The sequence below is a fragment of the Bacteroides gallinaceum genome, from assembly GCF_030373775.1.
In the GTDB taxonomy this organism is placed as follows: domain Bacteria; phylum Bacteroidota; class Bacteroidia; order Bacteroidales; family Bacteroidaceae; genus Phocaeicola; species Phocaeicola excrementipullorum.
On the sequence record NZ_JAUDEN010000003.1, the window covers coordinates 68679 to 95437 of the forward strand.

16 protein-coding genes are annotated in these 26759 nt (G+C 48.4%); 11 read left to right on the forward strand and 5 right to left on the reverse strand.

Annotated elements, in window-relative coordinates:
- The first annotated feature begins 6 nt into the window (after positions 1-6).
- From QUW60_RS02650 to QUW60_RS02695, 10 genes are all read left to right on the forward strand, one after another.
- A complete protein-coding gene (locus tag QUW60_RS02650) occupies positions 7-2271 on the forward strand; it encodes a surface glycan-binding family protein (RefSeq protein WP_289558343.1) in 2265 nt (754 codons plus the stop codon).
- A gap of 140 nt (positions 2272-2411) precedes the next feature.
- Complete coding sequence (locus tag QUW60_RS02655) at positions 2412-5558, forward strand: SusC/RagA family TonB-linked outer membrane protein (RefSeq protein ID WP_289558344.1); 3147 nt, start codon at positions 2412-2414, stop codon at positions 5556-5558.
- Positions 5559-5572: 14 nt separating this feature from the next.
- Entirely contained in the window at positions 5573-7306 is a 1734-nt protein-coding gene (locus QUW60_RS02660) for a RagB/SusD family nutrient uptake outer membrane protein (protein ID WP_434736833.1), read from the forward strand.
- 160 nt (positions 7307-7466) lie between these two features.
- Positions 7467-8747 carry a DUF4995 domain-containing protein gene (locus QUW60_RS02665; protein WP_289558345.1) on the forward strand — a complete coding sequence of 427 codons (1281 nt, stop codon included), beginning with the start codon at positions 7467-7469 and terminating at the stop codon, positions 8745-8747.
- 29 nt (positions 8748-8776) lie between these two features.
- Positions 8777-10753, forward strand: coding sequence for a heparin-sulfate lyase HepC (hepC, locus tag QUW60_RS02670; RefSeq protein ID WP_434736836.1), 1977 nt, complete (start codon positions 8777-8779; stop codon positions 10751-10753).
- Positions 10754-10823: 70 nt separating this feature from the next.
- Complete coding sequence (locus QUW60_RS02675; RefSeq protein ID WP_258337849.1) at positions 10824-12431, forward strand: sulfatase family protein; 1608 nt, start codon at positions 10824-10826, stop codon at positions 12429-12431.
- Positions 12432-12450: 19 nt separating this feature from the next.
- Positions 12451-14079, forward strand: coding sequence for a CehA/McbA family metallohydrolase domain-containing protein (locus tag QUW60_RS02680; protein ID WP_289558347.1), 1629 nt, complete (start codon positions 12451-12453; stop codon positions 14077-14079).
- A gap of 10 nt (positions 14080-14089) precedes the next feature.
- The gene (locus QUW60_RS02685; protein WP_289558348.1) at positions 14090-15034 is read left to right on the forward strand and encodes an ROK family protein; all 945 of its coding nucleotides are present in this window, start codon (positions 14090-14092) and stop codon (positions 15032-15034) included.
- A gap of 196 nt (positions 15035-15230) precedes the next feature.
- Positions 15231-17717, forward strand: a complete 2487-nt coding sequence (locus QUW60_RS02690; RefSeq protein WP_258337846.1) for a DUF4962 domain-containing protein — start codon at positions 15231-15233, stop codon at positions 17715-17717.
- 21 nt (positions 17718-17738) lie between these two features.
- Positions 17739-19097 (forward strand): sulfatase family protein, encoded by a 1359-nt coding sequence (locus QUW60_RS02695; RefSeq protein WP_289558349.1) that lies wholly within the window; start codon positions 17739-17741, stop codon positions 19095-19097.
- Between the two features lie 100 nt (positions 19098-19197).
- Here QUW60_RS02695 and QUW60_RS02700 read toward each other — a convergent pair whose 3' ends face one another.
- The 5 genes from QUW60_RS02700 to QUW60_RS02720 all read right to left on the reverse strand — a co-directional run bounded on the left by QUW60_RS02700 (position 19198) and on the right by QUW60_RS02720 (position 25037).
- The gene (locus tag QUW60_RS02700; protein ID WP_258337844.1) at positions 19198-20388 is read right to left on the reverse strand and encodes an FprA family A-type flavoprotein; all 1191 of its coding nucleotides are present in this window, start codon (positions 20386-20388) and stop codon (positions 19198-19200) included.
- A gap of 17 nt (positions 20389-20405) precedes the next feature.
- Positions 20406-21341, reverse strand: a complete 936-nt coding sequence (gene mnmL, locus QUW60_RS02705) for a tRNA modification radical SAM protein MnmL/YtqA (protein WP_289558350.1) — start codon at positions 21339-21341, stop codon at positions 20406-20408.
- Between the two features lie 106 nt (positions 21342-21447).
- Positions 21448-22314, reverse strand: coding sequence for a mechanosensitive ion channel family protein (locus tag QUW60_RS02710; RefSeq protein ID WP_289558351.1), 867 nt, complete (start codon positions 22312-22314; stop codon positions 21448-21450).
- A gap of 21 nt (positions 22315-22335) precedes the next feature.
- Complete coding sequence (locus QUW60_RS02715) at positions 22336-22947, reverse strand: L-threonylcarbamoyladenylate synthase (RefSeq protein ID WP_258337842.1); 612 nt, start codon at positions 22945-22947, stop codon at positions 22336-22338.
- Positions 22948-23036: 89 nt separating this feature from the next.
- Positions 23037-25037, reverse strand: a complete 2001-nt coding sequence (locus tag QUW60_RS02720; RefSeq protein ID WP_289558352.1) for an AAA family ATPase — start codon at positions 25035-25037, stop codon at positions 23037-23039.
- A gap of 1213 nt (positions 25038-26250) precedes the next feature.
- Here QUW60_RS02720 and QUW60_RS02725 point away from each other — a divergent pair.
- Positions 26251-26733: a hypothetical protein gene (locus tag QUW60_RS02725; protein WP_289558353.1), complete on the forward strand. Its 483-nt coding sequence runs from the start codon at positions 26251-26253 to the stop codon at positions 26731-26733.
- Positions 26734-26759: the final 26 nt, after the last annotated feature.

A 26759-nucleotide genomic window follows, 5' to 3' on the forward strand; every position in this document is an offset into this window, starting at 1 on the left:
AATACAATGAGACTGAAACATCAACACATCTCATCGGGATTTATGGCAATCCTGATGTTTGTCTTTACAGCGGTGACTTTTTCCTCCTGTGAGGATACGGAAACTGTCGATAAGTCTGGGTTTGCGTTGCATTATACCAGCCTGACTGATATCGGCCCTTCCATGACGGGTGTAATCGCAAGCCCTTCTTATAAAGGGTCGGCTCCCTATGATTTTGCCATTACCGGAATTACATTCGGTGACGAAAACGAGGCATATACGGGTGATTGCTTTACTATTGATGCGGCTGTGGGGTCGATAGAGGTCAGAAATACGGAAAATATTGCCGTTGGCACCTATCGTATCTCTGTGTCGTGCATGTCGGCCGGAAGTTTTTATTCATTCCCGGATATTGTGGAAGTGAATTTCCTGAAGCCTGTCCCTGACGGAATTGTAGTTGAGCCGAATCTGTTGACCGCTGATTACAATGATATTCTTGATGCAAACAGCGAAGCAGAAATGCCGACAGCGCAAGTAACAACGGATAACTCTGCAGAGCATATAACCATCACAGGGTATGCCATATCCAACGTGCGCCGTGGGGATGTGATTTATGACAATACGGCTAATCCGCTTTTTGCTATATCGGAAACGGGAGAAATCTCCATTGTGAAAGGACATGACGAAGCAACTGAAACGAATTTGGTTCCCGGTGTATATACGATTGATTTGAAGTTGAATACACGTGCGGCTGATGCGAACAGTGAATTGGGTATTTATACGGATGCGTTGCAGGTGAATGTCATTTCTGCTCCGCGCGGCTTAAGTTATGCAGACGGCTATGTAGAAGCCGGTGACGGCACATCAGAACATCCGATGAGAGGATTCACCAGCGAAGCTCCTGTTTTGCGCGGATCTGCAGAAGGTGCGAACTATGCCATTGTTGCAGTAAAGAGGAATGGTGTGGAAGATGAAAGCGCGATGGCTAAGTTCAGCATTGATGCAGCAACCGGAATCATTACTATTGGCGATGATCATGGTTTCGTGATTGATGACGTTTATACGGTAGATGTTAGCGTAACTAATGCGTATTCTGCTGAAGGAGAAGTGTACGTTGGAGAAGATGCGTTGACGGTTACAGTGGTAGATTGGGTGAGCGCACCGATATCTTTGTCTTATGGCAACGTGAGTGCCCAACGTCTTATTGAGTTTACTGCATCTCCGGAATATGAAGGAGGTACGACTGCATTGGTTTATTCATTTGATAACCTTGATGAAAGTCTGGCGGATTATTTGTCTATTGATTCGGAAACCGGCGTGATTTCAGCTGCGCAAATGCATGAAATAACTCCGGGTGATTATACGGTTGTAGTGAAAGCAAGCAATTTTGTCGGTGAAATTACCGGAACAATGAATCTGCATGTGGATGAACACCCGTGTTACTTCACTTATATCCGATATGGAAACAATCTGGGCTTGGATGAAACAACTGAAGCCAGTCAGTTCCGTTTCCATAGTCTTAGCGAAATACAGAGTATGGGAACTATTGCTCCTAAAACAGACTTTAATCCAGATGGTGGAGCTACTTTGACATGGAGTAGTGAAGCTAAATTTCAATCTGCAGGTATTAGTATCGATCGTAACACTGGGGTTCTGACTTTAGGAACAACTGAGGCTAATTTTGCCAGAGAGATGCCGATAATTTTTGTGACAGCAACGGCTACATTGGATGATTTCTCTTACTCGCATGTGGTACCTGTATTCTTCCATTATGCGAAAGAAGTTAACGGAATCACTTTAGAATATACTCCGTTCGTATCTCGTACAAGTCCTAGATTGGGCGGTCGTTCAAGTGTGCCGGTACTTGGAGGAGCGGATGCTTCTAACTTTTTGATAGATTACCGGAGAAGTCCCCAATATTGGAACTTGAATGGTGAGAGAAGTGACGGGACACCTCATGAAAGCGGTGCTATTGCGGACAACCAATTCCTAACAAATTTGTGGACTACCTATGGTGCAGGTACAGGGTCGAAGGATCCCATGGGATTCTTTAGAGGAACTGATATTGATCATAGTAATTTGTCTAGGAAATTAGGATATGTGGATAACACATCAGGAAGTTCAAACAAATACTCTGTTGTTGTCAATCCGAATTTATGGAATGACGATGGTTGGGCTGATGGCGTGTTTATGATGACAATGACTTTTACAGTTGATGGAAACATTAATAATGTGAATGGTGGAACAGAAATTCGTCCTATAGCCATCTGGCTTGACAAGAGTTTAAATTGATAAGAGAAAATAAAAAATCTCCGGTATATTCTTTCCGAGAAGTTTTCGGTAGGTGAAGAATATCAAGGGACAGGATGCCGGAAAGGGCCGGAGATTTTGAAACCGTTTTCTTTATAATAAAAACAATTAATGAAACGATTATGAATCATATACATTTATCAAATTCAACAGGCCGGAAGTTTGCGCTTACACTTTGCGCATTGCTTCTTACAGTCTGTGTGTATGCTCAGAAAACATTGAACGGTGTGGTGCTTGATGAGCAGGATATGCCTTTGATAGGGGCTACAGTGGCATTTTCCGGAAAAACGGGAGGTACGGTGACAGATATGGACGGAAAGTTCACGTTGAAAGTGAAAGTGGGGGACAAACTGACTTTCTCTTACATCGGCTATCAGACAAAGACAATGACTTTTAAGGGACAGAATAATATTACTGTTCGTCTGGAGCCGGACAACAAGTTGCTGGATGAAGTGGTTGTTGTCGGTTATGGTTCGATGAAGCGCAGCGATTTGACGGGATCGGTTGCTTCTGTCCGCGGTGAAGACTTGATAGGCTATCAGAGCAGCTCGGTTGCCGGAGCGTTGGCAGGCCAGGTGGCTGGTGTGCAGATCACGCAGACTGACGGAACGCCGGGTTCGGGATTCAACATCAACATTCGCGGTGTGGGAACCTTGACGGGCGACGCTTCTCCGCTTTATATTGTGGATGGCTTTCAGGTGGATGATATCGAATACCTTTCAGATGCAGATATTGAATCGATTGAAGTGCTGAAAGATGCTTCTTCTTCTGCTATCTATGGAGCACGTGCGGCAAACGGTGTGGTATTGATTACTACCAAGCAGGGAACGGTGAGCAAACCGACAGTCACTTATAACGGATCGGCTACCTACCGTCATATTTCAAAGAAACTGGATGTGCTCAGTCCGTATGAGTTTGTAAAGCTTCAAGGAGAAATCAACTCACAGTATCTTAACACCTATTATAGAGAAGGAAACGATGACGATGGCAATCCTTACCGTTATCAGACGTTGGATGATTATATAGGTGTAGAACCGGTGGACTGGCAGGATGAAACGTTCAATCCGACTTGGTCGCAGTCGCATAGCGTATCTCTTACCGGAGGTACTGATCAGAGCAAGTATGCAGGAACTTTTTCACGTTATGTAGAAGAAGGTATTTTTAATAACAGTGGTTTTGACAAGACGACTTTCAAACTTCGTTTTGACCAGAAACTTTCAAAGAGCTTGTCGTTTAATGCACAGGTGAACTATTCTATGACTAACCGCAGGGGACAGGGTACATCGGGAGACAGCGGGCGTTTCAACATGTTGGCTCAGATTCTTACCGCACGTCCTACTGCAGGTCTTCGTATGACGAACGAAGAGTTTCTTGCTACTGCCATTGACCCGGAACTGCTGGAAAGCGGCGAAAGTTTGGCGCAGGTGAACCCTGTGATGCAGACAGAAAATGTGACAAACAATAGGAAAGCTGAAATGTGGTCGGGAAACGCAGCTGTTAAATGGGAGATTATCAAAGGCTTGACTGCCAATGTTTCAGGAACGTATCGTACGACCAATACGCGTGCTGATGTCTTTTACCATGACGGATCCAAGGAGGCTTACCGTAATGGTCAGAGTCCATACGGACAAAGCCAGATGACTCGTGAGGTAAGTTGGACAAACAGCAATACCTTGACGTGGAAACAGAAAATCAAGAAGCACAGCTACGATGTGATGCTTGGTCATGAAATTGTATTCAGAGGTACAGAATATCTGTTGGGGCAGTCGATGGATTTCCCGTTTGACAATTTAGGAAACGACAATCTTGGTGTAGGAGCTACCCCGAGCCGTGTCACTTCAAGCCGTTCGGACAATAAGCTGCTTTCTTTCTTTGCCCGTGCAAACTATAATTATAACGACCGTTATCTCTTGACGGCGACAATGCGTGCCGATGGTTCTACCCGGTTCTCTGCAAAGAACAAGTGGGGATATTTCCCTTCATTCTCTGCTGCATGGCGTATTTCGGAAGAAAACTTCATGAAAGGCATTGACTGGATTTCAAACATGAAACTCCGTTTCGGATGGGGATTGGTTGGTAATGACCGGATTTCCAATTACCTTTCACTCGACCTCTATGAAACAACAAAGTATGGCGTGGGCAATCAGGTTGTGACCGTTTTAACGCCGAAGCAGTTGAGGAACTCCAATCTGAAATGGGAGGCTTCTTCTACTGTGAATCTCGGCCTGGATCTGGGTTTCTTTGACAACCGCCTGAATGTTACTGCCGACTTCTTTATCAAGAATACGAAAGACCTGTTGCTTGCACAGTCGTTGGCGCATGTAACTGGATTTGAATCTCAGATGCAGAACATCGGTAAAATACAGAATAAGGGTATAGAACTTAGCCTTACAAGTTCGAACATTGAACGGAAAAATTTCACTTGGCAGACCAATTTCAATATTTCGTTTATCCGCAATGAGCTGAAGGCTCTTGCTGACGGTGTGGATGCCATGTATGCACGTTCCGGTTTCGACAGTAACTTTACGGCTTACGACTATGTAGCGATGGTAGGCGAGTCGCTTGGCCTGATTTACGGTTATGAGTTTGACGGAATCTATCAGAGCGATGACTTCTATACAAGCGCTTCTACCGGTGAGCTGATTCTGAAGCCGGGAGTAACAGACAACCAGCGTTACACTGAAGGAGTGGAACCGGGAGTCGTAAAATACAAAGATCAGGACGGTGATGGAGTAATTACGACAAATGACCGTACGGTAATCGGCAATGCACTTCCTAAATGGTATGGAGGTATCACCAATACATTTAATTTCTATGGCGTGGACTTCAGCTTCATGTTCCAGTTCAACTATGGAAATGATGTGTATAATGCAACCAGACTGTTTGCTACTCAATCTCGCTTGGGACGTAAGAATATGCTGGCTGAGGTGGCAGACCGTTGGAGTCCGACCAATGCTTCAAATAATGTGCCGAAATATGACGGATATATAACGAATGATGTGTATTCACGCTTTGTGGAGGACGGTTCATTCTTGCGTCTGAAGACGATGACATTGGGCTATACTTTCCCGCGCGAATGGACGAAGAAATTTAAGGTTTCCAAACTGCGTGTATATGCTCAGGCACAGAACCTGTTCTGTATCACCGGTTATAGCGGCTACGATCCGGAGGTCAGCATGGCAGCCAGCAACCCGATGACTCCGGGACTTGACTGGGGAGCTTATCCGAAGAGCCGTATCTTTACTGTTGGACTTGATTTACAATTCTAAAAAACAATCGAACGATGAAAAAGAAATATCTATATACGATGCTGTTTGCTGCTGCTTGTCTGACAACAGTTGCTACGTCATGCTCCTTGGATGAAGAGGATTATGTAGACATCGAAAAGAACAATTATATGAACGACGCGAGTGAGGCGGAAACCGTGCTGCTTGGAGTATATCAGGCCGGAGCGGTTGATGCTACTTATGGGATGAACTTGTCTTTTTATCTGAATATGGGCACGGACTGCGAACAGGTGGAAGGAAGCTCTACAGAGAACTTCCGTATCGTTCCGACCAATGCTTATCCTACCACTCAATCAGATATCCAGAATACATGGGAGGCCCTTTATACGGGTGTTTACCGTGCCAATGACTTCTTGGAACGTTTGTCTGTCAAAATGGAAAGTTTTGAGTCGGAGGATGACAAGAATCTTGCCGCTATCTATTTGGCGGAAGCCCGTTGTTTGCGCGCTTTGTATAACTTTGAGTTGGTGCGCCGTTTTGGAAACATTGTATTGATGACCAGTACGGCCATGTCAGACCAGCATCCCTCTACCTTTGTGCAGGAGGATCCGGTGAAGGTATATGAGTTCATAGAGGCAGACCTGAAATATGCTATAGAAACGCTTCCGTATGCAACGGACGACACTTATCGTGAAAGTAATGATTTTCGTTTTTCAAAAGGTGCGGCAATGGGTTTGCTGGCAAAAGTTTATGCAACATGGGCTGGATATCCCATCCAGGATACTTCGAAATGGGAGCAGGCTGCCAATATTGCCGGTCAGTTGATAAATTCAGGAAAGCATGATTTGCTGGCTGATTTTGAACAGCTTTGGTATAACACGTGCAACAGTATCTGGGACCCGACAGAAAGCTTGATTGAGATCTCTTTCTATTCTCCTACTGCAAGTGCTTCCAGCGATCCTGTAGGACGTATCGGAAAGTGGAATGGGGTAAGAGCGACTCAGATAGCAGGTACGAGAGGACGTTGTGCGGCAAACGATAAAGTGGTGCATTCATTTGTGCTTGACTGGAGAGCGGAAGATGGTATTGGTATGACGACAGACGGAACTAACAATGTTTATACGTATGAACCGGAAGCCGGTACACCGGGATATGACTGCCGTCGTCCTCTTTCGATCGCTAATTATCAGTATAATGATGACTATGTGCTGTGGACAAAAACATCCAGTATTACGGATGAAGTGGCGGCTCAGAATGATCTTAATCCGGATGCCGGACAAAGGTATAAACAGAATTATACACCTGCAAAGTGGGATATTGAAAAATACACTCAGGCTGCCAATGTTGTCATTAATGATGATAAGTCGAATGTAAACTGGTATGTGCTCCGTTATGCTGATGTGCTGTTGATTTATGCCGAAGCGTTGAATGAATGGAAAGGGGGACCGACTGACGAAGCATATGCGGCAGTAAATAAAGTGCGCCGCCGTGCCTATAATGATACCAGTCATGACCTTGCACAAGGAATGGATCAGGCTGCTTTCCGTGAGGCTGTCCGCAAGGAACGCAAGTATGAGCTGGCGTTTGAAGGACACCGCCGCCTGGATCTGGTACGTTGGGGCATTTATTATGAAACCATTCAGGAAACTTATGACAAGTTGATGAACTGGTGGCCGGATGCCAACTATGTGGTTTACAACTATACGGTGAAAGGCAAAAACGAACTTTGTCCCATCCCGCAGCGCGACATGGACTTGTGTACCCAGTTTGAGCAGAATCCCGGCTGGTAATACAGAAGTGACATAAATTTCAACAAAATTGAAGATTCTCCCGGCTTTTCTGACAGTCGTTTTGACATTTGAAGTCAGTTGTTTACAGCAGAAAGCCTAACTTTGTAATAGAAGGAAACAGGAGAATCTTCAATTATTAACATTAAACTTAAAAAGACGAATGAAAAGACATTTTGTTATTCTCGCTTCTGCAGCTTTGACTTTTGCTGCTTGTCAGAATGCACCCAAGGAGGATTACAGTTGGATTAAAAACAGTTTGGATGTGGCTTCTGCTCAACTGATGCAGACAGCGGAGGAAATTGATGGAACTGGCAAGTTCCCCCGGTCAATATGGACAGGCTATACAATGGATTTCCTTTGCAGTCAATTGGAACGTGATTCCGCTACTTTTAAAGATTCATTGCGGATAAATCCTGCCGCCGACAAACTCGGAAAGCTTCGCCTTTGTAATGTATATGACTGGACAAGCGGATTCTTCCCCGGCACGCTGTGGTATGCATATGAACTGACGGGCAATGACTCACTGAAGACAGAAGCGGTCAAGTATACGAATCAGTTGAATCCGGTCCGCTATTATGGCGGAACGCACGACCTGGGCTTTATGGTGAACTGCAGTTACGGAAATGCGCGCCGTCTGGCTCCGAATGACACCATTGCCGCTGTCATGACTGAAACGGCGGATAATCTGTACAAACGTTATAATGATTCAATCGGCTGTATTCGTTCGTGGGATTTCGGCGCATGGAATTTCCCTGTGATTATCGATAATATGATGAATCTGGATCTCTTGTTTACGGTCAGCAAGATGACACGCGATTCTAAATATAAGGACATTGCCGTAAAACATGCCAATACGACCATGCACAATCATTTCCGTCCGGACTACACCTGCTGGCATGTGGTGAGCTACAACGATGACGGTACGGTAGAAAGGAAGCAGACTCATCAGGGGAAGAACGACGATTCTTCTTGGGCTCGCGGACAGGCATGGGCTGTGTATGGATATACTTCCTGCTTCCGTGAAACAGGTGACTCGACTTATCTCGACTTTGCCTGCCATATAGGCGATATGATTATGGATAAGGTGAAGACCGATGATGCCATTCCGTATTGGGATTATGATGCTCCTGTCACTCCGGAAACTCCGAGGGATGCTTCGGCTGCGGCAGTTACCGCTTCCGGAATGCTGGAACTGAGCACAATGGTTTCCGACGGACAGAAATATTTTGACTATGCCGAAAAGATTCTGAAAAGTCTGTCATCGCCTGCTTATCTGGCAAAACCGGGCGAGAACTGCGGATTTATATTGATGCATTCTACCGGATCGCTTCCCAACGGATCAGAAATTGATACACCGTTGAATTATGCCGATTATTATTATATGGAGGCACTGAAGCGTTATATGGACCTGAAAAAACTAACCTATAAAGATCTTAAATGATTATGAAACTGAATTTGAAGACCGTGGCGATGGCTGTCGTTTCATGCTTTGCTTTGGGACAGGCTATGGCGCAGGAACTGAAGACTGAAGTCTTTTCTTTGCTTAATCTGGATTATCCCGGACTGGAAAAGGTGAAGGCTTTGCATAATGAAGGAAAAGATGCTGATGCGGCTAAAGAACTGCTGGATTATTACCGTGCCCGCACAGGTGTGAAAACCCCGGACATCAATCTGAAAAGCATCAAAATCAGCAAGACCGAACAGCAGTGGGCGGACGATGCCTTGCAGCATACTTTTTTTGCGCATAAGGGATACCAGCCTTCATTTAATTACGGAGAAGACATCGACTGGCGCTATTGGCCGGTAAAGGATAATGAACTGCGCTGGCAGCTTCACCGTCACAAATGGTTTACTCCGATGGGGAAGGCTTACCGTATTTCGGGTGATGAAAAATATGCGGAAGAATGGACCAGACAGTACATCGACTGGATAAAGAAAAATCCGCTGGTGGAAATCAGCAAGGATGAGTTTGAAATGAAAGGAGATTCTAAACTGAAGGGGGATGCCGAGAACATGCGCTTTGCATGGCGTCCGCTGGAAATCAGCAACCGTCTGCAGGACCAGACTACGCAGTTCCAGCTTTTCCTCGTTTCTCCGTCGTTTACGCCGGAATTCCTTACCGAGTTCCTGCTCAATTATTACAAACATGCGAACTACCTTATCGGACACTACTCTGACAAGGGAAACCACCTGTTGTTTGAGTCGCAGCGCATCATGTATGCCGGGACTTTCTTCCCCGAGTTCAAGGATGCTCAGATGTGGAGGAAAAGCGGGATAGATATCCTGAATCGTGAGATAGGTGTGCAGGTATATGATGACGGAGGGCAGTTTGAACTTGATCCGCATTATCATCTGGCAGCTATCAATATCTTCTGCAAGGCCTTGTATCTGGCAGATATGAACGGCTTCCGTGACGAGTTCCCGAAAAAGTATCTGGATACGGTGGAAAATATGATTATGTTCTACATGAACGTCAGCTTCCCGGACTATACCAATCCTTGTTTCAGCGATGCTAAGCTGACAACCAAGAAGGAAATGATAAAGAACTACAAGCAATGGGCGAAGCTTTTCCCCGACAACAAGGCGATTCTTTATTTTGCAACGGAGGGAAAGAAAGGCGAACTGCCTGCTTATCTGTCGAAAGGTTTCCTGACATCCGGCTTCTTTGTTTTCCGCAACTCTTGGGGAATGGATGCTACCCAGATGGTTGTGAAAGCTGGTCCGAAAGGGTTCTGGCATTGCCAGCCGGACAACGGAACGTTTGAACTTTGGTTCAACGGAAAAGACTTGTTCCCTGATTCCGGTTCGTATGTTTACGCCGGTGAAGGAGAAGTGATGGAATGGAGAAAATGGTTCCGCCAGACAAGGGTGCATAATACGCTGACCTTGAACGACAAGGACTTGGAAACGACAGAGTCTGTAACCAAGCTTTGGCAGCCGGATGGAGATGTGCAGACTTTGGTGACAGAAAATCCGGGCTACAAGAACCTGAAGCATCGCCGTTCGGTGTTCTTTGTCGACAACACTTATTTCGTGATTGTCGATGAGGCTGCAGGCAGTGCCAAAGGTGTAGTGAATCTGCATTATCAGATGCCGAAAGGAAAGATAGCCAACAGCCGTGAGGATATGACTTTCGTCACTCAGTTTGAAAACGGCAGCAACATGAAGCTGCAATGTTTCGGCCCGGACGGAATGACAATGAAGAAAGAAGAGGGGTGGCAGTCGACTGCTTACCGCAAGAAGGTGAAGCGTATGAATGTTTCGTTCAATGTCAGAAAAGACGGAGGCGATGCCGTACGCTACATCACTGTCATCTATCCGATGAAAGACAGTGCCGATGCGCCCGAAATGTCTGCCAAGTTCAAGAACAAGAAGTTCGATGAGAAAGGGCTTGAAGTGGAAGTGAAGGTGAACGGCAAGAAACAGGTATTGAAATACAATTTATAATCATTGACGGATGAGCGTGTGCCGTCACAGTTCGGTGCACGCTCGTTTTTTTTAAGAAAAATCGGTAATTATGAAAAACATATCAGGCAGTCTTTGTGTGGCCACACTCGGGCTTTTGGGATGTGCTTCCCATCAGAAAGAGCATGTAGAACAGCCCAATATCATTTTCATCATGACAGATGACCATACAACACAGGCAATGTCATGTTATGGAGGCCATCTTATCCAGACTCCCAATATGGACCGCATTGCGGAGGAAGGTATCCGTTTTGACAATTGCTATGCGGTGAATGCTTTGTCGGGACCGTCGCGCGCTTGTGTGCTGACGGGAAAGTTCAGTCATGTGAACGGATTTACAGACAATGCCAGTACCTTTGACGGAAGCCAGCAGACTTTTCCGAAGCTGCTTCAGCAGGCTGGCTATGAAACCGCTGTTATCGGAAAATGGCATCTGATTTCGGAGCCTCAGGGCTTTGACTATTGGAGTATACTGACCGGGCAGGAAGAGCAGGGCGACTATTATGATCCGGATTTCAACGAGAACGGAAAACACATCACGGAAAAAGGTTATGTGACGGATATCATCACGGATAAGGTAATCCGTTTCCTTGACGGAAGAGATACGTCGAAGCCTTTCTGCGTAATGTTCCATCAAAAGGCTCCTCACAGGAACTGGATGCCGGCTCCGGAACATCTTGGGATGTTCAACGATACGGTTTTTCCGGAGCCTGCCACGCTGTTTGATGATTATGCCGGCAGGGGGCGCGCTGCGGCGGAACAGGACATGTCGCTCGCCAGGACTTTTACGGACGACTGGGACTTGAAGCTTATGACGAGGGAAGAGCTTCTGAAAGACACAACCAACCGTCTGTCAAAGGTGTATAGAAGAATGCCTGTGGAAGTGCAGCACAAATGGGATTCTGTTTATGCGGGAAGAATAGCAGAGTACCGCAGAGGCAACCTTAAAGGAAAAGAACTTGTCAGTTGGAAGTACCAGCAGTATATGAGGGATTATTTGGCGACAGTCGTTTCTGTGGATGAAAACATCGGTCGTCTGCTGAAATACCTTGAAGACAAGGGGGAACTTGACAATACGGTCATTGTCTATACATCCGACCAGGGCTTCTTCTTGGGCGAGCACGGCTGGTTCGACAAGCGTTTCATGTATGAAGAATGCCAGCGTATGCCGTTGATAGTCCGTTATCCGAAGGCGATAAAGGCAGGTTCGGTCAGTTCGGCCATTTGCATGAATGTGGATTTCGCTCCTACGTTCCTCGACCTTGCCGGGATAGATATTCCGGAAGACATTCAGGGCGAATCGTTGAAGCCGATTCTTGAAAATGAAGGGAGAACTCCGGACGGATGGAGAAAGGCCGCTTATTATCATTACTATGAATATCCGGCAGAGCATAGCGTAAAGCGTCATTACGGCATACGTACCCGGGACTTCAAGCTGGTACATTTTTATAATGATATCGATGAGTGGGAAATGTATGACCTGAAGAAGGATCCGAATGAAATGAACAACGTGTTCGGACATCCGGAATATGCGGAAGTTCAGCAGGAAATGATGTCGCTGCTGAAAGAAACTCAGACGCAGTATGGCGATACGGATCCCGAAGAGAAGGAAAAGGTGCTTTTCAAAGGTGACAGAAGATTCCAGCATAGACAAAAGTAATTATATAAAATCTGATATCATGGACAGAAGACATTTTTTGGAGATTTCGGGCTGGTCGTTTTTGGGACTGGCCGCTTCTGGCAGTTTGCTCGGCGCATGCAAGCCGGGAAGCAAGGAAGCAAAGAAAATCATGCCGTCGCCTACAAACACGAAGCTGTTTTGGGGGGACTTGCACAATCATTGCAACCTGACGTATGGGCACGGCGATATGCGCGACGCATTCGAGGCTGCCAAAGGGCAGCTTGATTTTGTGAGCGTGACACCTCATGCGATGTGGCCGGACATTCCGGGTAGGAACGATCCGCGTCTGTCGTGGGTCATTGACTATCATACCGGTGCTTTCAAACGCTTGAGGGCGGGAGGCTATGACAAGTATGTAAAGATGACGAACGAATATAACAGGGAGGGAGAGTTTCTGACTTTCATAGGCTATGAGGCGCACAGCATGGAGCATGGCGACCACGTGGCCTTGAATTACGACTTGAATGCCCCGCTTGTAGAATGTACGTCGATCGAGGACTGGAAACAGAAGGCAAAGGGGCATAAGGTTTTCATTACCCCTCACCACATGGGGTATCAGACCGGCTACCGCGGATATAACTGGAAGTTCTTTACGGAAGGCAATCAGACTCCGTTTGTTGAAATGTATTCGCGTCATGGCTTGGCCGAAACGGATCAGGGAGATTATCCGTATCTGCATGATATGGGACCGCGCCAGTGGGAAGGCACTATATTGTACGGTCTTGAGCAGGGGCATAAGTTCGGATTGATAGGATCTACCGACCAGCATTCAGGGTATCCGGGAAGTTACGGCGACGGGCGTGTGGGGGTATTGGCTCCTTCGTTGACCCGTGATGCGGTATGGGAGGCCTTGCGCACGCGCCACGTTTGCTGCGCTACGGGCGACAATATCAAGATTGACTTCCGGCTGAATGACGCGATGATGGGGGATGTGGTGCGAGGAAACAGCCGCCGCATTTATCTGAATGTAGAGGGGCAGAGCTGCATCGACTATATCGACATCGTCAAGAACGGAAGGCTGCTTGCGCGGATGAACGGTCCGATGACTCCGGTTATGCCGGAAGGCGATACCGTACACTGCAAAGTGAAGGTTGAATTCGGCTGGAACCGTGAGGAGCGTTATGTCACCTGGAAGGGAAACCTGTCAATCGACAAGGGACGCATCCTGAAAGTCACTCCTTGTTTCCGCGGTGCAGCGTTTACTTCTCCGCAGGAGGGTGAAACGGAGTTCCATACCCATGTCAACAAGATCATCTCGGCATCGGAGCGTCAGACGGAGCTTTTGCTCTATACGTCGAAGAACCCGAATACGCTGACTCCGGCTACGCAGGCCGTTATTCTCGAACTGGAGATGCCGAAGGACGGAATCATAACGGCTGACTTTAACGGCAAGCAGTTCAAGCATTCGCTGGGCGAGCTGCTGGAAGGCTCGCGCTCGCATTTTATGATCGGATGGCTGAGCGAGGCCATCTTGTTCAACCGCGCCATGCCTGAAAGCTGCTATATGATTGAGCATTACATGGAGGACAAGGAGCCTGAAAGAGATACGGACTATTATTACGTGCGTGTCCGTCAGCGCGACCAGCAGTGGGCTTTCAGTTCTCCGATATGGGTGGAACGTGTTTGATTGAGTTTGTATGGAAAAGAGATATGTAATCGGAATTGATTTGGGCGGCACGTCCGTGAAATATGCCTTGATTGACAACGAAGGGACGTTTCACCGCCAGGGGCGTTTGCCCTCGTATGCTGACATTTCGGCCGAAGCGATAACGGGACAGATCTGCAAGGCTGTAAGGGATGCGGCTGATGCGGCGGCCAATCTCGGCATCCGTGTTGAAGGCATCGGCATCGGGACTCCAGGCATTGTGGATGCATCGGGACGCAGGGTGCTGGGCGGTGCGGAGAATCTGGCCGGATGGGAGAACCTGCCTCTGGCCGACATCATAGAGAAGGGAATCGGTCTGCCGGTGCGAATCGGAAACGATGCGAACATGATGGGACTGGGAGAAATGGCTTTCGGTGCCGGAAAAGGTTGTGGAAACATCGTGTTCGTGACCGTCGGAACCGGAATCGGCGGTGCGGTGCTGATCGATGGGAAGCTGTTCGGCGGTTATGCAAACCGGGGTACCGAACTTGGACACGTGCCGTTGATTGCAGACGGAGAGCGGTGTGCCTGTGGATCGGTGGGGTGTTTGGAGCACTATGCTTCGGCCTCGGCGCTGGTCCGCCGTTTCCGCGAGCGTCTTGAAAAAGCAGGAGCTCCGGTGCCGTCGGAAGAGATTAACGGTGAACTGATCGTGCGTTTGTACAAGGAAAATGATGCAATTGCCGTGGAAAGCTTCAACGAGCATTGCGACTTTTTGGGGCACGGCATCGCGGGATTCATCAATATATTCAGTCCCCAGCTGGTCGTTGTCGGCGGGGGATTGTCCGAATCGGGCGACTTCTATATAAAGAAAGTCAGCGAGAGTGCATTCAGATATGCTATTCCCGACAGTGCGGTCAACACGCGCATTGTAGCGGCTTCTTTGGGAAACCGTGCCGGATGCTTGGGGGCGGCTTCGCTGTTTTTCTGCGGATGAGTCTTGTATCTTTCGTGATTTCCCTTATGTAAGCTGTTGGAACAGCACTTGTTCTGTATCTCCAGCCTAAGGATGTATGTCTTTAGGCTGGAGATATATATCTTTAGGTTGAAGATATGTGTCTTTCGGCTGGAGATGGAGATTGTCTGCCGTATTTTCGGCATTTGTAATGTGGTTTAATGTTTAGGCAATGAGTATGAAGAGAGTTTTATCATTGGCCTTGCTGTGCATGGCGGTGCAGTGGGGGCTGGCTTCCGGGCTTTTGCCCGACTATCTTTATGAGGAATGGAGGAAATCGCCTTTCCCTCAGAAAGGGGTGACGGTTTCTGTAAATCCATCTCCTCTGTTGTGGCCTTCTGTGAGGTATTGGGAAAAGAAGGATGTGACTTACAATGTTTATTTGAGCCGGGATTCCGTGTTTTCTGACGAGTCCACTATGCGGAGCATGGGACAGCGTTATTGTTTTTTCAATCCTCACCGGTCGCTTGAACCCGGTGTGTGGTACTGGAAATACGAGATTGTAGACAATGGAAAGGTGCGTCCTCAGGGAGTGTTTTCTTTTGTGGTTGAAGCTGATGCGGAAGGAACGGTCACACCCGCTTTCGATGCTTTTGTCCGGAATATTCCGCAGGTCCATCCCAGGGTAATGAACTATGGCAGAAATCTGGACGCTATCCGGCATGAAGCGCCTTCGCATCCGTTGTACAAGCGCATGATCCGTGCTGCCGAACAGGCTGCGGTCAAGCCTGTGTATCGTGGTCCGGTGGAGAGTGATATTCCTGCCGAGGAACGCCGGCTGAACCAGATAGGAGGGGAGGAAACCGAAATATACAGAACCTTGCTTGAAGGCTATGTGCTTTCCGGAAAACCGGAGCTGCTCGACGCTTTGCTGGAGCGCACGGATGTTCTGCTACAATGGCCCACTTACGACCTGTTGGGCTCAAAAGTGCTGACTTCGCTGGCCTTGGGATACGACATGCTTTATGATAAGCTGGATGACAAGGTGAAGAAGCGGATACTGGCGGTCATCAACAGCCAGTTGAAGGACGGGCTGAAGCGCTGGCCGGGATACACGGAGGCACGTCAGGTGGAAAATCATTTCTGGCAGATGGAGATTACGGGCAACTTTACTGCGGCTTTGGCTACACTGGGACATCTGAAATCTGCTGAAGAAATGTTGCGCTACACCTACGAGCTCTTTATCGCCCGCTTTCCGAACCTGTCGACTCAGGATGGCGGATGGGCTGAAGGAGAAGGATACTATAGCGTGAATCAGAGCGCGATCGTTGACATGGCTTTGCTCTTGAAGAAAATAGGGAAGATAGACATCTTCAAGTCGGGATGGTACCGTAACCTGCCCGACTATTTCATCTATTTTTCTCCTGTGGCTTCGCCTGTGTCCGGATTCGGAGATATGCACGACCGCGTAGCTACAGGAAGTCTGAAGGGACGTTCTGAGATGCTGGTCATCAGTTGCGAGGAGAATAATCCGAAAGCCGTTTACCGTCTGTTCAGTTCCTTGAAGCCGGCAGACTCTTTTTATGGAGGGAAGTGTCCGGCTGATTATTGGAAAAAGCCTTTGGCGAAAGTAGAGCCCTGGTATCAGATTGTGGATAATGTGAGGCTGACGGCAAAAGATGCGGTGGAGCCGGATACGGTTGCTCAGGATAAGGTCTTTGTCGGCGTAGGGGCGGCAGCCATGCATACGGATGTGCTGCATCCCGCAGAAAATACGGCTGTGTTTTTCCGGTCTTCTCCCTTTGGCGCAAAAGGACATATGCACGCCAATCAGAACAGCTTCAACATCTCGCGGAAAGGGGAACGGCTTTTTTATCCGACGGGTTATTATACGTCGTTTGCCGACCCTCATTCGCTGACTTCATACCGTCATACGCGCGCACATAATACGATTCTGGTGAACGGATGCGGACAGGCTTTCGGTCATGAGGGCTATGGATGGATCAAAAGGCACCTGCACGGACGCTTGCTGTCGTATGTGTGCGGCGATGCCAGCCGTGCTTACCGCCCGGTGACGGACGGCCAGTTCAAGGATTTGCTGGAAAAGAACGGCATAGCCCAGGACAGTGCTTCCGGTTTCGGCGATTCGGGATTGAAGAAATACGAGCGGCATCTGGTGTTTGTCCGTCCGGATATCGTGGTTGTGTATGATGTACTTCAGGCTGAAAATCCTTCGGTGTGGACTATGCTGCTCCATACGGTCGAAAAAAGTTCGCTGGCTGATTCGCTGGCTTTGCAGCTGAATACGGAGCGCAGTGTTGCACGCGCCGATGTATTTGGCAGTGTGCCTCTCCGTGCGGAACTGACCGACAAGTTCTTTTCTCCGGCGGTCGACTTCAAGAAGAAATATAAGAACGGAACCCCTCTGCAGTATCATGCTTCATTCAGCAATGCCGCAAAGGTCAGAAATATGCGTTTCCTGACCGTAATCCGGATGAGCGACAAGGGATCGGATCTTTGCCCGCTCGTATGCACGGGAAAAGGAAAGTGGACTGTCGGAAACGTTTCAATTGAGGCGCAGCTTGATGCCGGCAAGCCTGTTATGCTTAAAGTGGAATGCGGAACTTCGCGGCTTGATGTCGGCGAACGGGAAACCCGGCTTGAAGAAAACGGAATGAAACATTCTTGTTCAGACTTGATACCTGAAGGAAATTATGTATATTAGTGGCAAATTTATGTATTAGGTATGAATGTAAAGTTTTTTTTGTTGGCCGGGACGGTTGCCCCTGTTGCATTGTCTGCTCAGAACCGTCCGAATATTATTTATATTATGACAGACCAGCAGTCGGCTGCAGCCATGAGCTGCGCTGGGACGGCTGAGGTGAAAACGCCGAATATGGATCGGCTGGCTGCGCATGGCGTGAGGTTTGAGAACGCCTACTGCGGGATGCCTTTGAGCGGTCCGACGCGTTCGGCCATGTTTACCGGCTATATGCCGAGCGAAATAGGCACGATAGAAAACGGCATAGCGATTCCCGACTCACTGCAGGAGCATACGCTTGGTTCCTTGATGACGGAAGGAGGGTATTATTGTGCTTATGCAGGCAAGTGGCATGCGAATACCGTTTCGCTGCCTTCCGAATATTCTTTCGGTTTTCATCGTCTGAGCATGAACGGGGACATCGGTTTGGCCGAGTCTTGCGTGGAGTTCCTCCGGAGCAAGCCTGAAACTCCGTTTTTCCTTGTGGCTTCCTTTACGAATCCGCATAATATCTGCGAATATGCACGCCATCAGCATACGCCTTATGCAACGGTAGAGGAACCGCCTTTGGAGGAATGCCCGAATCTTCCTGCGAATTTTGCCGTGAATCCTTATGATGCCAGTGTGCTCGCTTTCGAGAAGAAGCAGAGTTATGCTTTGTATCCCTCGCAAGATTTTACTCCGGACGACTGGCGGCGCTACAGAAATGCGTATTTCCGCCTGGTGGAGGCGGTTGATGCCGAAATCGGAAAGATTGTGGATGAAATAGACCGTCAGGACTTGTGGAAAAATACTGTTATCATATTTACAAGCGATCATGGCGACGGATGCGGCGCTCACCAGTGGAATCAGAAAACCGTGCTTTATGAGGAAGTGGCTAATATCCCGTTCATTGTCTGCCTTCCGGGAAGCAAGAATGGAGGCAAGGTGTTGCCCCAGCTGGTAAACAATGCCGTTGATCTCATGCCTAGTGTATGCGATTGGGCGGGCATTGACATGCCGGCGGGCAGACAGGGCGTGAGTTTCCGCGGCATTGCTGAAAGCGGACTTCCGGAGAAGCCTCACCAGAAATATGTGGTGACTGAAACCAATTTCAACCAGACCAGCGGCACGCTGGGATGGATGGTGCGCACGCCTCATTACAAGTATGTGCTTTATGACAAGGGGAAGTATCGTGAGCAGTTGTTTGATATGGATAAAGACAGAGGCGAGATGCAAAACCTTGCGGTTGAGTCTGGTTATGCTCAGGTATTGGCGGAACACCGGCAGATGTTGAAAGAATGGCTGGAGAAACATCCTGCGCCAGGACGGGAGAAACATCTGAGTCTGATTCCTGCCGATTGATAGTGCTGATATAAATTAATGTGCCGATGCTCCGACTCTTGCGCATGTGGGTTCTGCGTTTGTCGTGCATCGGCACATTGTATTTTACGCTGGCTATATCTTATTTCCGGTCTGCTTTCAGGCGGTCGGCCATTGCTTTGGCCAGTTCTTTTGCCTGAGCGTAATTGTCGGCTTTCATGCTTTGTTTCATTTCTACCGGATTGCCGACTACTTCAAATTTCAGCTTTTCCGCATATTCAGCCAGTTTCTTTACGGCTGCACTGGCCCATGTGTATGAACCGAAATAGCCCATGATGCGGTTCTTCATCTCTCTTCCTGCCACTTTGCTGAGCAATGCTTCCATTTCCGGATACAGGTGCATGTTGTAGGTAGTGCATCCGACAATCAGACCTTTGTATTTGAATATGTCCGACAGAATGTAGGACTGGTGGGTATGCGAAACATTGTGGAGGATAATGTTCTTGATGCCTTCCTTGCTCAATTCTTCGGCAATGGTTTCTGCAAGCTCTTCGGTGTTTCCGTACATGGTTCCGTAAGCGATGACAACCCCTTCTTCGCCTTCATAGCGGCTCATCTTGTCGTAAAGGTCGACAACTTGGGGTATCTTTTCTTCCCATACGGGACCGTGAGTCGGACAGATCATGCTGATTGGCAGGCTGCTGCATTTCTGCAAAGCCTTCTGTACCGGATTGCCGAATTTCCCGACGATATTTGAATAATAGCGGCGCATTTCGTTTTCATAGATGTCCGTGTTAATGTTCTTGTCGATGCATCCGCCGTTAAGCGCTCCGAAACATCCGAACGCGTCGCCCGAGAACAGAATGCCGTCTGTTTCATCAAAAGTGACCATCGTTTCGGGCCAGTGTACCATAGGGATGAGGTAGAACCGCAAGCTATGGTGTCCCAGCTTCAGGAAATCGCCGTCGCCCACGACATAACGTTCGCCGGTTACGCCATAGTAGCCTTCAACCATGTCGAAAGTCTTTTTGTTTCCGACCAGCACAATTTCAGGATAGTATTTCTTTATGAGAGCGAGGGAGCCTGAATGGTCCGGTTCCATGTGATTGATAATCAAATAGTCAATCTTCCGGTCGCCGATAACGCTGCGGATTTTCTTCATGTATACTTCAAAAAAAGCCACATCCACCGTGTCGACCAATGCAACCATGTCGTCATCGGCAATCAGGTAAGAGTTATAAGATACGCCGTAAGGCAATGGCCACAGATTCTCGAACAATGCTTTTGTCCGGTCGTTCACACCTACATAATGAACTTTTCCTTTAATTTCCATTTGAATCTAATAGTTATTTATTGTATCCTGTTTTTATAATGTTTTCCTTGCCATGAATCGCGTTCTTTCATGCGCTTCTTTATCCTTTCGGTAAATTCATAATTCTTCAGTCCCCAGTCGGGAGCGATGAGCAGTTCTTTGGGCGACTGAGATATAAACCGTTCGATCACGATGTCGGGACGAAGATGTTCCAGATAGTCGATGGTCAGATCGATGTATTCGTCTGCCTTGTACAGATGGAACTCTTCGGGGTGTTCGGCATATTCATGCGCCATGCGGGTTCCTTTCACGAGCTGCAGCTGGTGGAGCTTGAGCGTATTCAGAGGCAGCTCTGAAATCGTTTCCGCCTGAGCGATGATCTGCCTGCCGCTTTCTCCCGGCAGGCCAAGAATGACATGCCCTCCTGTCAGAATCTTCCTTTGCGCTGTTTTTCTGACGGCATCGGCTGTACATTCAAATGTATGTCCTCTGTTGATCCGTTTCAATGTGCGGTTGTCTGTAGATTCGATGCCATACTCAACGATCAGGAATGTTTGCCTGTTCAGCCCTTCCAGATAGTCCAGCAGCGAATCCGGCATACAGTCCGGCCGTGTTCCAATGACCAGTCCCACTACGTTTTCCACTTCCAGAGCCTCTTCGTACATGCGTTTCAGTTCCTCCAGCCCGGCATAGGTGTTGGTGTAAGCCTGGAAGTATGCGAGATATTTCATCTTCGGATACTTTCTGGAAAAGAAGGCCACCCCTTCACGTACCTGTTGCCCGACAGGTTTTTCCGTGTGGCAATACGCCGGATTGAATGTCTGGTTGTTGCAGTATGTGCATCCTCCATATCCCTTTGTGCCGTCACGGTTCGGACACGTGAAGCCTGCGTTGATCGATATTTTCTGTACTTTGTACGGAAAGTGCGCGGCCAGAAAACCGGAAAAGTCGTTGTAGCGTACCCGTTCGTCCATCGTTTGTCTTTTACGGGCGCAAAGATAATCTTTTTTCACGGAAGTGCAAAGTCTGGTTTCTGCACATTCCGCCCTTTAAATACCTTTAAATGTTTTCGGCTGTCCGTCAGTCTTTGGCCTGATGTACAGTGAGCTGCGGGAACGGGAAGCCGATTCCTTTCCGGTTGAACGTATCGTATATTTTCTTGTTCATGTCGAAGTATACGCTCCAGTAGTCTTCGCTTTTGGCCCATGCGCGCACAACAATGTCGACGCTGCTTGCCGAAAGTGCCTTCAGAGCGACAAGCGGAGCCGGGTCTTTCAGGATGCGTGTGTCGGCTTCGATAAGTTCTTCGAGGACGCCCTTCACCTTGTCTACGTCTTCACCGTATTCTATGCCTATGATCCATTCGGCGCGCCTCATGTTCTGCTTGCTGTAGTTGGTGATGGCGCTGCTGCTGAGCACTCCGTTGGGGACGTAAATGATTTTGTTGTCGAGTGTGGCGAGCACCGTATGGAAGATCTGAATTTCCTTTACGGTTCCGCTTACGTCGGCTGTTTCCGTATCGATATAGTCGCCCACCTTGAACGGCTTGAATACCAGAATGATCAGTCCGCCGGCAAAGTTTGACAGATTGCCTGACAAAGCCATACCTACCGCTACGCCGGCAGAGGCCAGAAGGGCGGCGATGCTGGTGGTTTCTATTCCCAGCTTGCTGATGATGGCGAAGGCCAGCACCAGGTTGAGCAAGATGCTTAGGAGGCTTTTGAGGAAGGTTTCTACGCTGACTTCCAGTTTTCTTTTCCTGAGTATTTTGCTTACCAGACGGTTGATCTGTTTGATGATGAAGCGTCCGATGATAAAGATCAGGATGGCGCCGATGATGTTTTTTCCGGCATCGATACCCCAGTCGATCAGTCGGTCAAGAACGGCTTCCATATTGATTTTCGTAGAAGCGCTCAATAGCATGATGTGTTGTAGTGTAGCTGACATAATGTTTCTTCTGTAAAATGGTTATTCTATAAGTTCGCCTTTACCCTGGCGTGTGATTTCAGGAATATCTTCACAACAATTGATGACGGTGGAAGGTTCAAGCCCTCCTATTCCTCCGTCGATTACGAGGTCGACCTTGTCCCCGAACTTTTCATCTATCAGTTCCGGGTCGGTCACGTATTCGGTGTCTTCGCCTTCTTCCAGCGGGAGCGTTGTGGTCAGTATCGGTGCATCCAGCGCGCGGCAGATTTCATGGATGATGGGATTGTCGGGCACGCGGATTCCAACTTCCTTACGGTTACGGAAGATTTTCGGCAGCCTGCTGTCGGCCTTGAGGATAAACGTGAACGGTCCCGGGAGGTTGCGCTTCATCAGCTTGAACGTGTTGTTGCTTACCTTGGCGTATTCGCTTATGTTGCTCAGGTCGTAGCAGATGATGGAAAGCTTTGGCTTGCGCGGGTCGATGTCCTTGAGCTTGCAGATGCGTTCGATTGGACGCTCTTTCAGCGCGTGGCATCCGATGGCATACATGGTGTCCGTCGGGTAGATGATGATGCCTCCTTCGTTGAGTATCTCCACTACCCGCTGGATGTCATCCGGATTGTTGTTCTTTGAATAAAGTTTGAGTAGCATGCTTTGGTTGCAGAAGATTAGACTTCCGCATCCGCAAAAGTACGAATTTTAATTGAAACGGATGCCTTGAAGTGCAGAATACCTGCGCTTTATTGCTTTTTCTTTTTCCTGAGCTCTTCGGCTATGCGGTAATGGATGGCTGCTTCCGTTTCTTTCCCGGCTTTTTCGAGCGCTTCGGCAAAATATTCGTGCGCTCCGGCGTGTTCCGCTTTCAGGCTGGTCGCTTTGTCAAGGTCGGCTATGGCTCCCTCGATGTATCCCGTATGCAGGCGCAGTTTCCCGCGGTTGTATACGGCCTTGAATTCTCCGGGGCGTATCTCGACAGCTTTGTTGAGGCATATTCCGGCTTCTTCGGTGTGCCCTTCATCAAACAGGGTGATGCCTTTGCGCACCCATGCGTCTACGTATCCGGGGTAAAGTTCGATGGCTTTGTTGTAGTTGGCGATGGCCGCCCGTGCATCGTGTGCCTTTGTGATGCACTCGTTCCCCATCAGGTAATATTCGCGTGCATACTTTTCCAGGTTCTTCCGTTGTGCTGCCATTTCCTCTTTCAGCCGGCGGTTTTCTTCCTTCAGGCGGTTGATGATGTTCAGCTTTCTGCGTATAAACCGCTGTATGAGAGGCTTCTCGATGTCATATCGGCTGTGTATTGCCTTGAAGAACGAGCTCAGGAAGGCGGTGAAGTCGCCTTTGTTGAAAGCTTTTGCTGCTTCCGCATATTCCACGTCGGCCTGCGCCTGCTTCATGGCGCGGTCGAATGCGATCCGGTCGTTGAAATGCTTGGCGAAGCTTACGATTTCCGGCCGCACGAAGATGTCGCTCCGGGTGATTTCCCGTTTCAGGCGGATGCCTTCGAGCGACGTACACCGGCTCAGCGCCACATACGTCTGTCCTCCGGCAAACACCCCTCCGGTAAAGTCGATGACCACGCGGCTGAACGTAAGTCCCTGGCTTTTGTGGACGGTGATGGCCCATGCCAGCCGGATGGGATATTGCGTGAAGGTGCCCAGTTCTTCTTCTTCGATTTTCTTTTCCTGTTCGTTGTAGTGATAGCGTATGTTGCTCCAGCTTTCCTGGCGGACATCAAATTCGCGTCCTTCCTCGGTCACGATGTAAAGGATGCCGTCGTCGGATATTCCGGAGATGGTTCCGATGGTTCCGTTCACCCACCGCTTCTCCTGGTCGTTCTTGATGAAAATGATTTGCGCGCCCGGCTTTACGATCAGCTCCATGAGTGTGGGGAGGCTGTTTTCGGGAAACTCTCCCTTGATGACGCCTTTCAGCGTGACGGGTTCGCCCGGAAGCTCCGCCAGTTTTTTCTCGTTGATGTAGTCAACCGTGTCCCTCCGTGTGGCGAGGGTGATATACAGGTCGTTCTCCTCCCTGTTTTCCGGCACGTTGCACCGTGTGTTCAGAAGCTGGAGGTCGGCGTTTCCGGCCGTATTGGTGCGGATATGGTCGAGCACGCTTACGAACACTTTGTCGGTCTGCCGGTACACTTTGGTCAGTTCGATTGATACCAGCTCTATCTGCCGGAACACGTTGGCCGAGAAGAAGTATGGGTTCGGGTAAAAGCGGTTCAGTATTTCCCTTTCGTCGCTTTTCACCACCGGTTCAAGCTGGTATACGTCGCCCACCAGCAGGAGCTGCTTTCCGCCGAAGGGTTCGCGCATGTTCTGTGAATAAGTGCGCAGAATCCGGTCGATAAAGTCGATGATGTCCGCCCGTACCATCGAGATTTCATCGATGATGACCAGTTCGATGTTTTTTATCAGTTTCCGGTGGTCGGACGAGTATTTCAGGTAATCCTTGAGCTTGTTTCCCGCAAATTTGGGGTCGTCGGGCAGGAGCGGATGAAAAGGCAGCTTGAAGAAGCTGTGCAGTGTGCTTCCTCCGGCATTGATGGCCGCTATTCCGGTGGGAGCCAGCACCACATATTTCTTTCGGGTGTTCTGGCACACATACTTCAGGAACGTAGACTTTCCGGTGCCTGCCTTCCCGGTAAGGAAAACCGACTGGCGGGTATATTGGATCAGTTTCAGGGCATTCTGAAACTCCGGATTGTCTGTGTCGATCGAGAGGTGTGTCATGGTCTTGGCCTTTTAGGTGGTTGGCAAAGGTACAAAAATATCTTCATAATCCGTGCGGCTGCTTTGTCCGGGACGATAAATCCCGCCCTTGGCACCGGATGCAAATCGCTGTTTGCTTCGGCATTTCGCTTTCATAATGTTTGCATATCGGCCGATCTGCTGACCTGCAACGGGCGGATTTACGCTCTTCGATAGGCGCTTTCCTGCCCGAAACATGCTGCCTTTCCCTCCGGAAACCCTTCTGAGAGGATTTTCATCCCTGCCTTTCCGTGAAAATAACCCGTCATCTGCGGCAAGATGTCCCGTCATTTTCGTCCGAATGACCATATATCTTGTGTGAAATGTCCCGTCATTCCTGAAGAAACGCTCTGTTTCCGTGGTTCAGGATGCCGGATGCCGGCGTTTTTTCTCCGGATTGTTTCCGAATCAGCCAACTGACATTCTTTCGTAGAGAAGACTTCTGCGGATTTTATCTTTCTTTTTGATGCGTTTCTCCCTTCTCTATATATGCTTTTGTCTGCCTTTTTCGCTATATGCAAGCCGTTTGAACCGCTCCGGGCGTTTGTGCCTGCGGTTTTATGGACAACCCTTTGCCCTTGCCCGAAGCAGGCGATTCTCGCGGTCCGGAAATGACGTTTTGTCAGATTGACATTTCGGACTTGCGCTTCTTGAACCGTACAAAAAAAGGATGACCCCTAGCCGGATCACCCTCTTTACCGTAATATTAACCAATGGCCTTATGGCCTTCCTGTTCTCGATAAGAATGCTGACGAACTCAGCGTTCCGCAACAATTATTTGCGGTTGGTTTCATTCAGCATTACGTAACCCCAGATCATCGGATCTGCGTTAGCGATTTTGTGGAAAATGTTTTTTACCTTTTTCATAATTGTTACCCTTTCTTTTTTAATTAATACCTTAAAAAACCTTCTTTTTTTGGCGGACCGTCGCGGCAGGCCTCTTTTCTTTTACCTATTGTTTTTTACGTTATCCTTAAAACTTTCTTTCTACTTTAGTCAAGCTCTAGAACTTGTTTTCTTTTAATTACACTGCAAAGATAAGGCTTTTTTCTTATCAAAATATGTTTTTCAGCATAAAATTGCGTTTTGTCCCGCTTTTATTGATGTAAATCAAAAAATAAGTTTATAAGATGACATTTCCGTTTCAGGCATGAACAAGTTTGGCGTTTTGCATTGCATTGTTTATATTTGTCAGATGGTTGACCTCTATTATTGTGTTATGGAAACGGAAGAATTTGAAGCATCCCCGCGTCTGAGGGGGAAGGCATGCTGGATGAGCGCGCTTCTGTTCGTGCTGGTCTGGCTGCCGGTATCGTATCTGTTGGGAGCCGGATGGGGGAAAGTGATTGTAAATTTGTCGTTCGGTGCGGTTCTGGCCGTAGTGGGCTTGTGGCATTATCGGTGCAGCAACCCCTTGACTTATAAGATTTCTTTGGGAAGCTGGGCGCACCGCACTTATTTGAAGAGTCCCGTGCTTTTTGTCGTGGAGAGTTTTGCCGAAGGTTTTCTCATTTATCTGGGGGTTATGCTGGTGATGGCCTTTTTCCCCGACGGCTTTTCCCTGTCGGCCTGGAGGAAAGGCATCGTGAATTGCGACATCGTGCTCTTGCTGGTGTTCTATACCAGGGTGAACTTCTTTCTGGTCATTTCCGAATATATCAGACGCAACGGGCGATAAACGGCTTGCGGGGGCACACAAACCGT

Bases quoted from the DNA above. Each gene is read 5' to 3' on its own strand.
- QUW60_RS02650 (WP_289558343.1), top strand. From the start codon at position 7: ATGAGACTGAAACATCAACACATCTCATCGGGATTTATGGCAATCCTG.
- QUW60_RS02715 (WP_258337842.1), bottom strand. From the start codon at position 22,947: ATGCTACTCAAACTTTATTCAAAGAACAACAATCCGGATGACATCCAG.
- QUW60_RS02665 (WP_289558345.1), top strand. From the start codon at position 7,467: ATGAAAAGACATTTTGTTATTCTCGCTTCTGCAGCTTTGACTTTTGCT.
- QUW60_RS02685 (WP_289558348.1), top strand. From the start codon at position 14,090: ATGGAAAAGAGATATGTAATCGGAATTGATTTGGGCGGCACGTCCGTG.
- mnmL (WP_289558350.1), bottom strand. From the start codon at position 21,341: ATGGACGAACGGGTACGCTACAACGACTTTTCCGGTTTTCTGGCCGCG.
- hepC (WP_434736836.1), top strand. From the start codon at position 8,777: ATGGCTGTCGTTTCATGCTTTGCTTTGGGACAGGCTATGGCGCAGGAA.
- QUW60_RS02675 (WP_258337849.1), top strand. From the start codon at position 10,824: ATGAAAAACATATCAGGCAGTCTTTGTGTGGCCACACTCGGGCTTTTG.
- QUW60_RS02725 (WP_289558353.1), top strand. From the start codon at position 26,251: ATGGTTGACCTCTATTATTGTGTTATGGAAACGGAAGAATTTGAAGCA.
- QUW60_RS02720 (WP_289558352.1), bottom strand. From the start codon at position 25,037: ATGACACACCTCTCGATCGACACAGACAATCCGGAGTTTCAGAATGCC.
- QUW60_RS02660 (WP_434736833.1), top strand. From the start codon at position 5,573: ATGAAAAAGAAATATCTATATACGATGCTGTTTGCTGCTGCTTGTCTG.
- QUW60_RS02695 (WP_289558349.1), top strand. From the start codon at position 17,739: ATGAATGTAAAGTTTTTTTTGTTGGCCGGGACGGTTGCCCCTGTTGCA.
- QUW60_RS02655 (WP_289558344.1), top strand. From the start codon at position 2,412: ATGAATCATATACATTTATCAAATTCAACAGGCCGGAAGTTTGCGCTT.
- QUW60_RS02700 (WP_258337844.1), bottom strand. From the start codon at position 20,388: ATGGAAATTAAAGGAAAAGTTCATTATGTAGGTGTGAACGACCGGACA.
- QUW60_RS02680 (WP_289558347.1), top strand. From the start codon at position 12,451: ATGGACAGAAGACATTTTTTGGAGATTTCGGGCTGGTCGTTTTTGGGA.
- QUW60_RS02710 (WP_289558351.1), bottom strand. From the start codon at position 22,314: ATGTCAGCTACACTACAACACATCATGCTATTGAGCGCTTCTACGAAA.
- QUW60_RS02690 (WP_258337846.1), top strand. From the start codon at position 15,231: ATGAAGAGAGTTTTATCATTGGCCTTGCTGTGCATGGCGGTGCAGTGG.